The organism is Bacillus cereus group sp. N24 (assembly GCF_016483345.1).
Taxonomy (GTDB): Bacteria; Bacillota; Bacilli; order Bacillales; family Bacillaceae_G; genus Bacillus_A; species Bacillus_A toyonensis.
This window is the reverse complement of the sequence record NZ_JAEHCA010000003.1, coordinates 368,081-381,564: the sequence shown is the minus strand read 5'-3', so window position 1 is coordinate 381,564 and position 13,484 is coordinate 368,081. Positions and strand designations below refer to the sequence as shown.

The window sequence follows — 13,484 nt, the reverse complement described above, 5'->3', positions numbered from 1 at the left end:
ATTCAAAGACACTGGGGAATGTCTTAAATTAGGGAGGAACAGCTTCGATACATATACTATAAAAGATAGATGTGACCCCCATGTGAACATAGAGTGAAAGGTATGGGGATTTGAAAAATAGTACATATAAAATTATTGTTGCAAGAGTTGTAGAGTTAAGAGAAAGCTAATAGAAAGTTTTTCTGTCATAAAATGAAGTAAAGTTCGAATATAAATAAAAGTTGAAATCTATGAAAAAAAGGATTATGCTCAACTATGTTATGAGAATATAAGGTTTATCCCGCTACTTGTAGGTTCTTAAAAACCTGTATTTATGAGAGGATAGAAGCTTCACTTAATAAAGGGAGTTAGTGATATGAAAGTAACAAAAAGACAAAGTTTGTATAATCGTTTTATACAATTAAACCCACCACAAATATTAGCATTAGGTTTTTTCTGCTTAATTGTGGCCGGAGGTTTGTTATTAAAGTTACCATTCGCAACGAAAGTACATATTAGTTGGGTAGATGCTTTTTTTACAGCAACGTCGGCAGCGACTGTAACGGGTTTAGGAGTAGTAGATACTGCAAGTACGTTTACGATGTTTGGTGAAATTGTTATTATGTTTCTAATTCAAACAGGTGGTTTAGGTCTTATGACAATTGCCATTTTAATTGTTTGGGTACTAGGTAAAAAAATTGGCTTACGCCATCGATTATTAATTGGAGAAGCGTTTAATCAAACAAATATAGGTGGTCTTGTAAAATTAGTAAAACGTGTCTTTATTTTTTCTATTTGTATTGAATTCATTGGAGTCATCTTTTTATCGTTTCGCTTTATTCCAGAGTTTGGTTTTGGGAAAGGTTTATACTATAGTATTTTCCATGTAATTGCTTCCTATAATAATGCGGGGTTTGCTCTTTGGCCAGATAATTTAACAAGGTATGTAGGAGACCCTATTATTAATATTGGAATTTGTTCCTTAATTGTAATAGGAGGACTCGGTTTTACCGTATTAATTGATATATGGTATAGTCGTAGTTTTCGAAAATTATCACTTCACTCAAAAATAATGATTATTGGAACAGTAGCGCTAAATGTTATAGCAATGATTGTGATTTTTGTATTGGAATATAATAATGTGAAGACGTTAGGGAATTTATCTTTAAATGAAAAGTTATGGGCGTCTTTCTTTCAAGGTATTACACCTCGTACAGCTGGTTTTAATACAGTTGACTATGGAGGGATGGAAGAATCATCTATATTATTTACGATGGTTTTAATGTTTATCGGTGCAGGAAGTGTATCAACGGGTGGAGGTATTAAATTAACGACGTTTGTTATTTTAATTACATCTGTCCTTTCTTTCTTTAGAAAGAAGGAGGAAATTGTTTTATTTCAGCGTACAATTAAAATGTCGACAGTAACGAGAGCGTTAGCAATTGTCGTTGCCAGTCAAATACTTATTTTTACAGCAGTATTTGTATTAATGCTTACAGAAGACTTTAGCTTTATTCAGCTACTATTTGAGACAATTTCAGCATTTGGCACAGTTGGATTAACGATGGGGATTACTGCGAAGCTATCAGCATTTGGAAAATGTATTATTATGTTTGTTATGTTTTGTGGATTAATTGGACCGCTAACACTTGTGTTTTCTTTAGCACGCCCAGCAAAACAAAAAATAAAATATCCATCAGAAGATGTATTTACAGGATAAGGTATCTCGCATAAAGCGAGATACCTTTTTCTTTTTAAAAAAGGGAGAACAATAAACCGATAAGTGCTACACGGAATAAAATCGCGATGAGTGCAGCAATTCCACCAACAATGGCAGCGATACCACCAGTTACAGTAGCTCCGCGATTATAAGCGTAAATTCCTAGTAACACAGAAACAAGACCAAATAGTGTTGGGAAGGTGAAGAGTGATAATATAGATAAGGCAAGAGCGATAAAACCGGCAGTTGATCCAGCGGCAGACGATCTTACATCATCTTTATCTTCTTTCTTATCGTAATCATAATCAATGCGCTGTGGTGCAACTTCAGCTGCATATTCTTCTTTATAGTCACTATAATCACTATCTATTCTATCTCTTTTTTTGTAATCATCAAATTTCTCAGTCAAAGTCATGACTCCTTTCATAACAAGGTTCAATAGTAGTATGTATCTCTTTTTCTTTTTTATCCGAGGATAGGCAGGGAGTAATATCCATGTAGAAGAAAATTGTTTTTTTGAAATAGGAAAAGTTAGTATGACTTCCTCTATTTTGGAAAGTATAAAAAGGAATAATGAGGAAAGGGTGCAGTACATAATGGAACATCCAATTGAAAATTTAATGAAAACAGCAATGACAAATTTAAAAGAGATGGTAGATGTAAATACGATTGTTGGAAGTCCGGTTTCGACAGCTGACGGAAATGTAGTATTAACAGTATCTCAAGTGGCGTTTGGTTTTGGAGCTGGTGGAAGTGACTTTAAAGGGGATTTCATTACTGAAAAACATAATGGTGGACAAGGTCAGCATAAAGAGAATAAGCCAGGGCATCCATTTGGAGGCGGAAGTGGGGCTGGGGTTTCCATTAGTCCCGTTGCTTTTTTAGTAGTTGGTTCTAACGGAGTACAAGTATTGCATCTTAACAGTAGTACACATTTAATTGAAAAAGCTTTAAACACTGTACCAAGTACTGTAGATAAATTTGTGAATGGTCGTCAAAAGTGAACTTGCAATTTTTAGGAATTGTGATATATTAGAAAAAGTGCGCTTTAGGATGATCGGAATAATTGAAATGTAAATATATAATAAGATGTGTGGAATAAGGGAGAGGAATGTATGATTAATATTAAAAACTTAGTAGTTGGCTTATTTATGTTAGTAAGCGGCTTTGTTGTATATGTAATAAAAGAAAAAGCTCCATTCTAAAACAGACAAACCGTTACTGTCTGTTTTTAATTTGTAAAAAATATTGACAAGTTACTGTATTGGTGTTAAAATTTTAATTCGTGTCTCGGTTACAGCTAGTGTAAAGTAAATATCTCTTATGAATACAATACGAAAAGTTTGCGAAAGATCGGGTAATTTTATCAACAACTTTTGTGAACAAACCCTATAAATTGTATTTGTAAGCCATATATGTATACTAGTGAATCAAGGAGCGGTCATTGGAACCGTAATGATGAGAGAGAGGTAGGGCTTTCATCCAGTATATGTTACTTTCCCGTTAGGTGAATATAAAAAAGAGGACTCCTTTTTTAAAAGGAGTCCTCTTTCTTTTGTGTGTTATACCATAATGAGAAATGACTTTTAAATACGGTTCTCAACTTGCTGACAAATTTCAGCTGTTGTTAAACCATGAGCTGTAATTACCGATCCTTTTATTGATGTATCTGCAATCCCCATCACATTAGAATCTTGCCCAGTTACAACACAACAATCGCAGCCTTGTGCATCATTTTCTGAGTTAAGTGTAACGACTTCATGTCCTTGTTGCTGAAGAGCTTGTTGAACATCTGTTAATGAGTTTTCAACGCCAATTCTAGCCATAATTCTCACCTCCTACCATCTAGTTGCTAGTATGCTCAAGTCTATAGCATATATTTATGAAAAGATGGTAGGAAGCATATATTTGTTTAGTCGTTATAAACACCAGTAAGCATTTGACTAACGAATTGATCGTTTAATGTATCCTGTGCGGAAGAAGGATTAGATTGAATATCGATTGAAGCGATAAAATTATTATGTTCTTTGTTATTCGGTTCTACCTCTACATAATTATCGAATTTACAAAAACCTTTCGTATCCATTAGATCAAATAGTTGTAGCATTTCAACTACCTCTTGTCTCGTTCCTTTAATTTGTACACACGCCATATTTATTTCCTCCTTCATTTTGACAAATTGTTTTTTAAAAATAGGATTATGATTTCGAAATGAAAAATATGAATGTTATTTTTACACAGCACTAATTTTTTTATTTTCCCCCTTTTTCAGCAAAAGTCGTTATATATTCCCGAATTTATAAAATCGGACGTCCGTTTATTGAATACAATAGATTCGTACCTCTTAGAGAAAATCCTTCTTTTAAACAAATATTTTTTTTTAGTGGAAATTGGCGAAAAAAATTTTTTGACTTTTTGTAAACGTTAACAATGTTGTTAAATCAATATGATTAAAGATGTACGTACGATTAAAAATTAAAAATTTTCTAAAAATTTACTTGATTTATTTAGGAAGGAGAGTAAACTAGGAAACAATAAAAAATTCATAGAACATAGGAGGCGCTTTCCAGTGAACGAACAATGGATTTTCTTAAATGGAGAATTTGTTCCAAAAGACGAAGCAAAAGTTTCAGTATATGATCATGGCTATTTATATGGCGATGGAGTGTTTGAAGGCATTAGAGTTTATAGCGGTAATGTTTTCCGTTTGAGAGAGCATCTTGTCCGGTTATATGAATCAGCGAAATCCATCATGTTAGAAATTCCATATTCGTTAGATGAAGTAACGAATATTGTTGTTGAGACGATTCGAAAAAATAAATTATCTAATGGATACATTCGCCTTGTTGTATCGAGAGGAGCAGGAAATCTTGGGTTAGATCCTGATTCTTGTAAGACACCGAATGTAGTAGTAATTGCAGAACAACTATCTTTATTCCCACAAGAATATTATGAAAAGGGGATTCCAGTTGTAACAGTTGCAACGCGCCGAAATCGACCAGATGTTTTATCACCTCAAGTAAAATCTTTAAATTATTTAAACAATATTTTAGTTCGTATTGAAGCGAAATTAGCTGGAGTACAAGAAGCACTTATGTTAAATGATCAAGGATACGTAGCTGAAGGTTCAGGAGATAACGTATTTATTGTAAAAGGAAATAAATTAATTACACCACCAAGTTCTGCTGGAGCGTTAGAAGGTATTACACGAAACGCAATTTTAGAAATCGGCGAAAAACTTGGGTATGACGTAAGAGAAGAGTTATTTACAAGACACGATGTATATGTAGCTGATGAAGTATTTTTAACAGGAACAGCTGCTGAAGTTATTGCTGTTACGACAGTAGATGGTAGGACGATTGGTTTAGGAAAAACGGGACTACATACGAATCGTTTACTAGAAGAATTCCGTAAATTAGTTGTAGAAGATGGAGAGAAAATTTACGAAGAAAATAAAGTTGGATAATAACTCTTTATGAAATGAGAAAGCGTTGATAGGGAGGAGTAGTTGATTGTGAAGCCTCACAGAGAGTCGGTGGTTGCTGGAAACCGATGGTTCACGTCGACGAACATCGCCCTTGAGTGCTAAGCTGAAGCATTTGGTTAGGCTTAGACGGTAGCTCCGTTATTAGCTAGACTCATTTATGGGTCACTGAGGCAAGAGTATTCTTGCGAAGAAGGGTGGTACCGCGAAATCTTTCGTCCCTTCAGCACATAGCTGGAGTGTGGACGTAGGATTTTTTTTATTTATAAATTTTTTTAAAAAGGGGGCTTATAAGAACAATGTCTTCAAAAACGGAAGAGAAACTGGCAACTGGTGCACAGCTATTGTTAGAAGCGCTAGAAAAGGAAGGCGTAGAAGTGATTTTCGGTTATCCGGGTGGTGCCGTTTTACCTCTTTATGATGCGCTTTATGACTGTGAAATTCCGCATATTTTAACAAGGCATGAGCAAGGGGCCATTCATGCAGCTGAAGGGTATGCCAGAATTACTGGAAATCCAGGGGTTGTAATTGCAACAAGCGGGCCTGGTGCTACAAATGTTATTACTGGTCTAGCTGATGCGATGATTGATTCATTGCCACTTGTTGTATTTACAGGGCAAGTAGCAACAACGTTAATTGGAAGTGATGCTTTCCAAGAAGCGGATATTATGGGGCTTACGATGCCAGTAACAAAACATAATTATCAAGTGCGAAAGGCCTCGGATTTACCTCGAATTATTAAAGAAGCATTTCATATCGCTAGAACTGGAAGACCAGGTCCAGTCGTAATTGATCTTCCGAAAGATATGGTAGTAGAACAAGGGGAACGATGTAGTGACGTGCAAATGGATTTACCAGGGTACAACCCTAATTATGAACCGAATCTACTCCAAATAAACAAATTATTACAAGCAATTGAGATTTCAAAAAAACCGTTAATTTTAGCTGGAGCAGGTGTATTGCATGCGAAAGCTTCGAAAGAATTAACAAGTTTTGCTCGTAAATATGAAATTCCTGTTGTGCATACGTTACTTGGTCTTGGTGGTTTTCCGCCAGATGATGGACTATTTCTAGGGATGGGAGGAATGCATGGTTCTTACACAGCCAATATGGCGCTATATGAATGCGACTTACTGATCAATATTGGTGCGAGATTTGATGATCGTCTTACTGGGAATTTAGCTTATTTTGCTAAAGAGGCGACTGTTGCACATATCGATATTGATCCAGCAGAAATTGGAAAAAATGTGCCGACTGAAATTCCTATTGTTGCAAGTGCTAAGCGAGCTTTGAAAGTATTACTTCAATCAGAAGGGAAGAAAGAAAATCATCATGAATGGCTCATTTTATTAAAGGGTAGAAAAGAAAAATATCCACTCTCTTACAAACGAAATTCTGAAAGTATTAAACCTCAATACGCAATTGATATGTTATATGAACTTACGAAAGGAGAAGCGATTGTAACAACAGATGTTGGGCAACATCAAATGTGGGCCGCACAATATTATCCGCTGAAAAATCCAGATAAATGGGTAACTTCAGGTGGATTAGGAACGATGGGCTTCGGATTTCCAGCAGCAATTGGGGCGCAAATTGCAAAGCCTGAGGAACTAGTTATTGCAATTGTCGGTGACGCTGGATTTCAAATGACCCTGCAAGAATTAAGTGTCTTAAAAGAACATTCCTTACCTGTTAAAGTTTTTATTTTAAATAATGAAGCTTTAGGAATGGTAAGACAATGGCAAGATGAATTTTATAATCAAAGATACTCGCACTCTTTACTGTCGTGTCAACCAGATTTCGTCGCTCTTGCGAATGCGTATGGCATAAAAGGAGTTCGCATAGATGATCCACTTCTTGCAAAGAAGCAAATACAGCATGCGATTGAATTACAAGAACCGGTCGTAATTGATTGCCGTGTACTTCAATCAGAAAAGGTAATGCCGATGGTTGCGCCAGGGAAAGGTGTTCACCAAATGGAGGGAGTGGAAAAAAGGTGAAGAGAATTGTTACAGCGACAGTTCGAAATCAAAGTGGTGTGTTAAACCGAATTACAGGTGTTATGACACGAAGACATTTTAATATTGAAAGTATTTCAGTAGGTCATACAGAATCATCGGACATATCACGGATGACAATTGTTGTACACGTTGAAAATGAACAGCAAGTGGAGCAGTTAATTAAACAACTTCATAAGCAAATTGATGTTTTGAAAGTGTCAGATATTACAGAAGAAGCGATGATCGCAAGAGAACTTGCACTTATTAAAGTCGCAACATCAGTAGCAAGAGCAGAATTATATAGTTTAATTGAACCGTTTCGAGCCGCTGTAATAGATGTTGGGAAGGATTCCATAGTTGTGCAAGTAACTGGTACGCAGGAGAAAGTAGAAGCATTAATTGAATTACTTCGTCCATACGGTTTGAAAGAAATTGCTAGAACGGGTGTAACAGCATTTACGCGTAGTATGAAAAAACAAGATAAGCAAGTTATGTTAATTCAATAATCATTTAAATATAGGGGGAAATGAAAATGGCAAAGGTTTATTATGAGAAAGATGTAACGGTAAATGTATTAAAAGAAAAGAAAGTAGCAATCATCGGATATGGCTCGCAAGGTCATGCGCATGCGCAAAACTTGCGTGATAACGGATTTGATGTAGTAGTAGGTTTAAGAAAAGGAAAATCTTGGGATAAAGCGAAAGAAGATGGATTTTCTGTATATACAGTAGCAGAAGCAGCGGAGCAGGCTGATTTAGTAATGATTTTATTACCTGATGAACTGCAGCCAGAAGTATATGAAGCGGAAATTGCACCAAATTTACAGGCAGGAAATTCTCTCGTTTTTGCACACGGATTTAATGTTCACTTTGATCAAGTGAAACCACCAGCTAATGTAGATGTATTTCTAGTAGCGCCTAAAGGTCCGGGGCATCTTGTACGCCGTACGTTTGCTGAAGGCGGAGCCGTTCCTGCATTATTTGCCGTATATCAAGATGCGACAGGAGTTGCGACTGAAAAGGCACTTTCTTATGCTGATGGAATTGGAGCGACGAGAGCGGGCGTATTAGAAACGACGTTTAAAGAAGAAACAGAAACAGATTTATTTGGAGAGCAAGCTGTACTTTGCGGCGGAGTAACTGCGCTAGTAAAAGCTGGATTTGAAACGCTAGTTGATGCAGGGTACCAGCCTGAACTTGCATATTTTGAATGTTTACATGAATTAAAACTAATCGTTGACCTTATGTATGAAGGTGGACTTGAAAATATGAGATATTCAGTTTCAGATACAGCGCAGTGGGGCGACTTCGTATCAGGACCACGTGTTGTAACGGAAGATACGAAGAAAGCGATGGGTGCAGTGCTAGACGAAATTCAAGATGGTACATTTGCAAGAGGTTGGATTGCAGAGCATAAAGCAGGAAAACCAAATTTCCATGCGACAAATGAGAAAGAGAATGAACATGAAATCGAAGTAGTTGGACGTAAATTACGTGAAATGATGCCTTTCGTACAGCCGCGAGTAAAGGCAGGGGTCAAATAATATGAAGCAGATTTTGTTCATGGATACGACGCTACGTGATGGCGAACAATCACCAGGAGTGAATTTAAATGAACAAGAGAAATTGCAAATTGCAAGGCAATTAGAGAGACTAGGTATTCATGTCATGGAAGCTGGCTTTGCAGCAGCTTCCGAAGGCGATTTTCAATCGGTAAAGCGCATCGCAAATACCATTCAAAATGCTACAGTTATGAGTTTAGCTAGAGCGAAAGAAAGTGATATTCGAAGAGCATATGAAGCTGTGAAAGGTGCTGTATCTCCTCGTTTACATGTATTTTTAGCTACGAGTGATATTCATATGAAATATAAACTTTGTATGTCAAAAGAAGATGTGTTAGATAGTATTTATCGCTCGGTTACGCTTGGGAGATCTTTATTTCCGACAGTGCAATTTTCTGCAGAAGATGCGACAAGAACATCAAGAGATTTTTTAGCTGAAGCAGTAGAAGTTGCGATTCGTGCAGGAGCGAATGTAATCAATATTCCAGACACAGTAGGTTATACGAACCCAGAAGAATACTATTCCTTATTTAAATACTTACAAGAATCCGTTCCTTCATATGAAAAAGCGATTTTCTCTTGTCATTGCCACGATGATCTTGGGATGGCGGTGGCAAATTCGTTAGCTGCGGTTGAAGGTGGAGCACTGCAAGTAGAGGGAACGATTAATGGCATTGGAGAAAGAGCAGGGAATGCTGCACTAGAGGAGGTCGCAGTTGCTCTTCATATTAGAAAAGATTTCTATAAGGCGGAGCCTTCGATGACGCTAAAAGAGATTAAATCGACAAGTACATTAGTAAGTAGGTTAACGGGTATGGTTGTACCGAAAAATAAAGCGATTGTGGGAGCGAATGCTTTCGCTCACGAATCAGGCATTCATCAGGATGGTGTTTTAAAAGAAGTGACAACATATGAAATCATTGAACCAGCACTTATAGGAGAATCTCAAAACCTATTTGTACTTGGCAAACATTCTGGGCGTCACGCATTTACAGAAAAAATGAAAGAACTAGGCTATGAATTTACAAACGAAGAACGCGATGTGGTGTTTGAAGCGTTTAAAAAATTAGCTGATCGTAAAAAGGAAATTACGGAAGAAGATCTACGTGCACTTATGCTTGGTGAAGCAGCTTTTGCAGCGCAGCAATATAACATTACGCAATTGCAAGTACACTTCGTATCGAATAGTACACAGTGTGCGACAGTTGTATTGAAAGATGAGGCGGGAACTATATACGAAGATGCAGCGACTGGTTCTGGAAGTATTGAAGCAATATACAATGCAATCCAAAGAATTTTAGGATTAGAATGTGAATTGGCAGATTATCGCATACAATCTATTACACAAGGTCAAGACGCACTTGCTCATGTTCATGTTGAATTAAAAGAAGGAACGCATCAAGTATCAGGTTTTGGTGTTGCGCAAGACGTATTGGAAGCATCGGCGAGAGCATATGTTCATGCAGCTGGAAAATTGAAATCGTTTATAGCGCTTGTAAAATAAGGGTTTGATAGGTGAGTGAAGCTTTCCTCACCTATCAAAATAAAGTTCTGAAAATTCAGTTAAAAGGAGTGTTAAAATTGGAAAAACGTATCGTTTGTTTAGCTGGTGATGGTGTCGGCCCGGAAATTATGGAAAGTGCAAAGGAAGTATTGCATATGGTAGAGAGACTATATGGGCATCATTTTCATTTGCAAGATGAGCACTTTGGTGGTGTTGCTATTGATTTAACGGGGCAACCATTACCACAGCGAACGCTTGCCGCTTGTTTAGCGAGTGATGCGGTTTTACTTGGGGCAGTTGGTGGACCTCGTTGGGATGGTGCGAAAGAAAGACCGGAGAAAGGATTATTAGCTTTAAGAAAAGGACTTGGTGTATTTGCGAATGTTCGCCCTGTAACGGTAGAAAGCTCAACTTCGCATTTATCCCCATTAAAAAATGCTGATGAAATTGACTTCGTTGTCGTTCGTGAATTAACAGGTGGTATTTATTTTTCTTATCCGAAAGAGCGAACGGAAGAAGTCGCAACGGATACACTTACGTATCATCGTCATGAAATTGAACGTATCGTTTCTTATGCTTTTCAATTAGCGAGTAAGAGATCGAAAAAAGTAACGTCTATTGATAAGGCGAATGTTTTAGAATCTAGTAAATTATGGAGAACTGTTACGGAAGAAGTCGCTCTTCGTTATCCTCATGTTGAGTTAGAGCATATTTTAGTAGATGCAGCTGCTATGGAGTTAATTCGGAACCCAAAGAGATTTGATGTTATCGTAACAGAGAATTTGTTTGGTGATATTTTAAGTGATGAGGCTTCTGTATTAGCAGGGTCATTAGGAATGCTTCCATCAGCGAGTCATGCGGAAAACGGGCCTTCTTTATATGAGCCTATTCACGGTTCAGCACCGGATATTGCAGGGAAAAATAAAGTGAATCCAATTGCGATGATGCGTTCGGTTGCGATGATGCTTGGGCAATCATTTGGATTAACGAGAGAAGGATATGCGATTGAAGAGGCAATTTCTGCAGTTCTTCAATCTGGAAAATGTACAGTTGATATTGGGGGAGATGAGACGACAACTTCATTTACGAAGGCGGTTGTTCAAGAAATGGAAGAGCAGGCACTAGTAGGGAGAGGAAGATAATGGGGAAAAGGTTGCTAGATAAACTTTGGGAAAGACATGTAGTTACAACAAATGAAAATGGATTGGATTTATTATATATCGATCTTCATCTTATTCATGAAGTAACTTCACCGCAAGCCTTTGAAGGCTTGCGGCTTGCAAATCGAATTGTTCGGAGACCGGAATTAACGTTTGCAACGATGGATCATAATATTCCAACGAAAGATATTTGGAATATTACCGATCGCATTGCGAAGCAGCAATTGGATACACTTCGTGAAAATTGTAAACAATTTGAGGTGCGATTAGCTGATATTGGTGATGAAGAGCAAGGAATCGTTCATGTTATCGGGCCGGAACTTGGACTCACACAACCAGGGAAAACGATTGTTTGTGGTGATAGCCATACAGCAACTCACGGTGCTTTCGGTGCGCTAGCGTTTGGTATTGGTACGAGTGAAGTAGAACATGTATTAGCAACTCAAACGTTGTGGCAACGAAAACCGAAAGCGATGGGGATTGAATTAACAGGAAAGTTACCGAAAGGCGTTTATGCAAAGGATATTATTTTACATCTTCTCTCAAAGTACGGTGTAGCGGTTGGGACTGGGTATGTAATGGAATTCTACGGAGAGACGATTCGTGATATGGGAATGGAGGAGAGAATGACACTTTGTAATATGGCAATTGAAGGAGGAGCGAAAGCAGGCATTATTGCACCGGATGAAAAAACATTTTCTTATGTAAAAGGGCGTAAATATGCACCAAAAGACTATGAATCTTTCACGGAAAAATGTTCGGAGCTTTATACGGATTCAGATGCGATTTATGATTTACATATTTCAATAGATGTTACGAGTCTAGCTCCATACGTAACTTGGGGAACAAATCCTAGTATGGGTGTTCCTATTGATGAAAAGTTACCAGAAAAGCATAACGAAAATGATGAAAGAGCATTTTCATATATGGGATTGAGTCCTGGACAAAGTACGTTTGAAATTCCTGTTAAGCATGTCTTTATTGGTTCTTGTACAAATTCACGTTTATCTGACTTAGAAATTGCTGCATCCGTTGTAAAAGGGAAAAAGGTAAAAGAAGGTGTGCGGGCACTCGTTGTACCAGGATCAAAAAGTGTGAGAGAGCGGGCAATGCAAAAAGGCTTACATCACATATTTGAAGAAGCGGGGTTTGAATGGAGAGAGCCTGGATGCTCAATGTGCCTTGGGATGAATCCAGATCAAGTACCTGAAGGAGAACATTGTGCGTCTACTTCAAATCGTAATTTTGAAGGAAGGCAAGGGAAAGGGGCAAGAACACATTTAGTAAGTCCAGCTATGGCAGCAGCTGCTGCATTATATGGGCATTTTGTTGATATTAGAAAGGAGAGTTACGATGGAGCCATTTCGTATTCATAAAGGTACTGCCGCAGTACTTATGAATGATAACATTGATACAGATCAAATTATTCCGAAACAATACTTAAAGAGAATTGAAAGGACAGGATTTGGAAAGTATTTATTTGATGAGTGGCGTTACGATAATGAGCGCCATGAAAATCCTAATTTTCCCCTTAATGCACAAGAACGAAAGGGAGCAAGTATATTAATTACAGGTGATAATTTTGGATGCGGTTCTTCAAGAGAGCATGCTCCGTGGGCCCTTGCTGATTATGGTTTCCGCGTTATTATCGCAGGGGGATTTGCAGATATTTTTTATATGAATTGTATGAAAAATGGTATGTTACCGATTGTAATGGATAAAGAGATGCGTGAACAACTTGCTAAAATAAATGCGAGAGATCAAATAGAAGTCGATTTAGAGAATGAAGTCATTACTACAAATACGCACAGGTTTCATTTTACAATCGAGAAAATGTGGAAAGAAAAATTATTAAATGGTCTAGATGAAATTGCCATTACGATGCAATATGAACAAGAAATTGAAGAGTATGAAAGAAAAGTAGCTTTATATTAAGAAATAACGGAATATTAAAAATGTATTTACATTCAGAATTAACTGTTATATAATATGGAAAAATCAGAGGAGAAAGGGAGTAAGTATTATGAATATCGTACAATCTATTAAAATGCTTACACAACTACATCATCATACATG

The 13,484-nt window shown here is 37.2% G+C and carries 14 protein-coding genes and 1 other annotated feature; of the genes, 11 read left to right on the top strand and 3 right to left on the bottom strand.

Annotated features, from left to right (window positions below):
* The first annotated feature begins 355 nt into the window (after nucleotides 1–355).
* Nucleotides 356–1,699 carry a TrkH family potassium uptake protein gene (locus JDS95_RS07865; protein WP_000869131.1) on the top strand — a complete coding sequence of 448 codons (1,344 nt, stop codon included), beginning with the start codon at nucleotides 356–358 and terminating at the stop codon, nucleotides 1,697–1,699.
* Between the two features lie 34 nt (nucleotides 1,700–1,733).
* On the opposite strand, the gene JDS95_RS07860 is transcribed toward JDS95_RS07865, so the two are convergent.
* On the bottom strand, nucleotides 1,734–2,126 hold the full coding sequence (locus tag JDS95_RS07860) for a hypothetical protein (protein ID WP_002038267.1): 393 nt from the start codon (nucleotides 2,124–2,126) through the stop codon (nucleotides 1,734–1,736).
* Nucleotides 2,127–2,235: 109 nt separating this feature from the next.
* On the opposite strand from JDS95_RS07860, the gene ytfJ reads away from it, so the two are divergent.
* Together ytfJ and JDS95_RS07850 are read left to right on the top strand one after the other, a co-directional pair.
* Complete coding sequence (gene ytfJ / locus JDS95_RS07855) at nucleotides 2,236–2,703, top strand: GerW family sporulation protein (protein ID WP_002038268.1); 468 nt, start codon at nucleotides 2,236–2,238, stop codon at nucleotides 2,701–2,703.
* A gap of 111 nt (nucleotides 2,704–2,814) precedes the next feature.
* On the top strand, nucleotides 2,815–2,904 hold the full coding sequence (locus JDS95_RS07850; RefSeq protein ID WP_000608227.1) for a hypothetical protein: 90 nt from the start codon (nucleotides 2,815–2,817) through the stop codon (nucleotides 2,902–2,904).
* 381 nt (nucleotides 2,905–3,285) lie between these two features.
* On the opposite strand, the gene JDS95_RS07845 is transcribed toward JDS95_RS07850, so the two are convergent.
* A complete protein-coding gene (locus JDS95_RS07845) occupies nucleotides 3,286–3,525 on the bottom strand; it encodes a YkuS family protein (RefSeq protein ID WP_000101013.1) in 240 nt (79 codons plus the stop codon).
* Between the two features lie 86 nt (nucleotides 3,526–3,611).
* Nucleotides 3,612–3,851: a DUF3911 family protein gene (locus JDS95_RS07840; RefSeq protein ID WP_000752506.1), complete on the bottom strand. Its 240-nt coding sequence runs from the start codon at nucleotides 3,849–3,851 to the stop codon at nucleotides 3,612–3,614.
* A gap of 417 nt (nucleotides 3,852–4,268) precedes the next feature.
* Between JDS95_RS07840 and ilvE the strand changes: the two genes are divergently transcribed.
* The 8 genes from ilvE (at nucleotide 4,269) to leuD (ending at nucleotide 13,343) form a co-directional block, all read left to right on the top strand.
* On the top strand, nucleotides 4,269–5,165 hold the full coding sequence (gene ilvE, locus JDS95_RS07835; protein WP_001005494.1) for a branched-chain-amino-acid transaminase: 897 nt from the start codon (nucleotides 4,269–4,271) through the stop codon (nucleotides 5,163–5,165).
* Between the two features lie 16 nt (nucleotides 5,166–5,181).
* Nucleotides 5,182–5,409, top strand: a binding site (T-box leader).
* Between the two features lie 73 nt (nucleotides 5,410–5,482).
* Nucleotides 5,483–7,183, top strand: coding sequence for an acetolactate synthase large subunit (gene ilvB, locus JDS95_RS07830; RefSeq protein WP_000095848.1), 1,701 nt, complete (start codon nucleotides 5,483–5,485; stop codon nucleotides 7,181–7,183).
* Complete coding sequence (ilvN, locus tag JDS95_RS07825; RefSeq protein WP_000822948.1) at nucleotides 7,180–7,689, top strand: acetolactate synthase small subunit; 510 nt, start codon at nucleotides 7,180–7,182, stop codon at nucleotides 7,687–7,689. Before ilvB ends, ilvN begins: the two co-directional genes overlap by 4 nt.
* A 26-nt stretch (nucleotides 7,690–7,715) precedes the next feature.
* The gene (ilvC, locus tag JDS95_RS07820; RefSeq protein ID WP_001151728.1) at nucleotides 7,716–8,726 is read left to right on the top strand and encodes a ketol-acid reductoisomerase; all 1,011 of its coding nucleotides are present in this window, start codon (nucleotides 7,716–7,718) and stop codon (nucleotides 8,724–8,726) included.
* A 1-nt stretch (nucleotide 8,727) separates the two neighbouring features.
* Nucleotides 8,728–10,248, top strand: coding sequence for a 2-isopropylmalate synthase (gene leuA / locus JDS95_RS07815; protein ID WP_000809591.1), 1,521 nt, complete (start codon nucleotides 8,728–8,730; stop codon nucleotides 10,246–10,248).
* Between the two features lie 77 nt (nucleotides 10,249–10,325).
* Nucleotides 10,326–11,390: a 3-isopropylmalate dehydrogenase gene (gene leuB, locus JDS95_RS07810; RefSeq protein WP_000415349.1), complete on the top strand. Its 1,065-nt coding sequence runs from the start codon at nucleotides 10,326–10,328 to the stop codon at nucleotides 11,388–11,390.
* On the top strand, nucleotides 11,390–12,784 hold the full coding sequence (leuC, locus tag JDS95_RS07805; RefSeq protein ID WP_000520118.1) for a 3-isopropylmalate dehydratase large subunit: 1,395 nt from the start codon (nucleotides 11,390–11,392) through the stop codon (nucleotides 12,782–12,784). Before leuB ends, leuC begins: the two co-directional genes overlap by 1 nt.
* On the top strand, nucleotides 12,762–13,343 hold the full coding sequence (leuD, locus tag JDS95_RS07800; protein ID WP_000433196.1) for a 3-isopropylmalate dehydratase small subunit: 582 nt from the start codon (nucleotides 12,762–12,764) through the stop codon (nucleotides 13,341–13,343). Before leuC ends, leuD begins: the two co-directional genes overlap by 23 nt.
* The last annotated feature ends 141 nt before the right edge of the window (nucleotides 13,344–13,484 follow it).

Excerpts from the sequence above, each read along its gene's own strand:
- ytfJ (WP_002038268.1), top strand. The coding sequence starts at position 2,236 with ATGACTTCCTCTATTTTGGAAAGTATAAAAAGGAATAATGAGGAAAGG.
- JDS95_RS07845 (WP_000101013.1), bottom strand. The coding sequence starts at position 3,525 with ATGGCTAGAATTGGCGTTGAAAACTCATTAACAGATGTTCAACAAGCT.
- JDS95_RS07865 (WP_000869131.1), top strand. The coding sequence starts at position 356 with ATGAAAGTAACAAAAAGACAAAGTTTGTATAATCGTTTTATACAATTA.
- JDS95_RS07840 (WP_000752506.1), bottom strand. The coding sequence starts at position 3,851 with ATGGCGTGTGTACAAATTAAAGGAACGAGACAAGAGGTAGTTGAAATG.
- leuC (WP_000520118.1), top strand. The coding sequence starts at position 11,390 with ATGGGGAAAAGGTTGCTAGATAAACTTTGGGAAAGACATGTAGTTACA.
- leuD (WP_000433196.1), top strand. The coding sequence starts at position 12,762 with ATGGAGCCATTTCGTATTCATAAAGGTACTGCCGCAGTACTTATGAAT.
- JDS95_RS07850 (WP_000608227.1), top strand. The coding sequence starts at position 2,815 with ATGATTAATATTAAAAACTTAGTAGTTGGCTTATTTATGTTAGTAAGC.
- ilvB (WP_000095848.1), top strand. The coding sequence starts at position 5,483 with ATGTCTTCAAAAACGGAAGAGAAACTGGCAACTGGTGCACAGCTATTG.
- leuA (WP_000809591.1), top strand. The coding sequence starts at position 8,728 with ATGAAGCAGATTTTGTTCATGGATACGACGCTACGTGATGGCGAACAA.
- JDS95_RS07860 (WP_002038267.1), bottom strand. The coding sequence starts at position 2,126 with ATGAAAGGAGTCATGACTTTGACTGAGAAATTTGATGATTACAAAAAA.
- ilvC (WP_001151728.1), top strand. The coding sequence starts at position 7,716 with ATGGCAAAGGTTTATTATGAGAAAGATGTAACGGTAAATGTATTAAAA.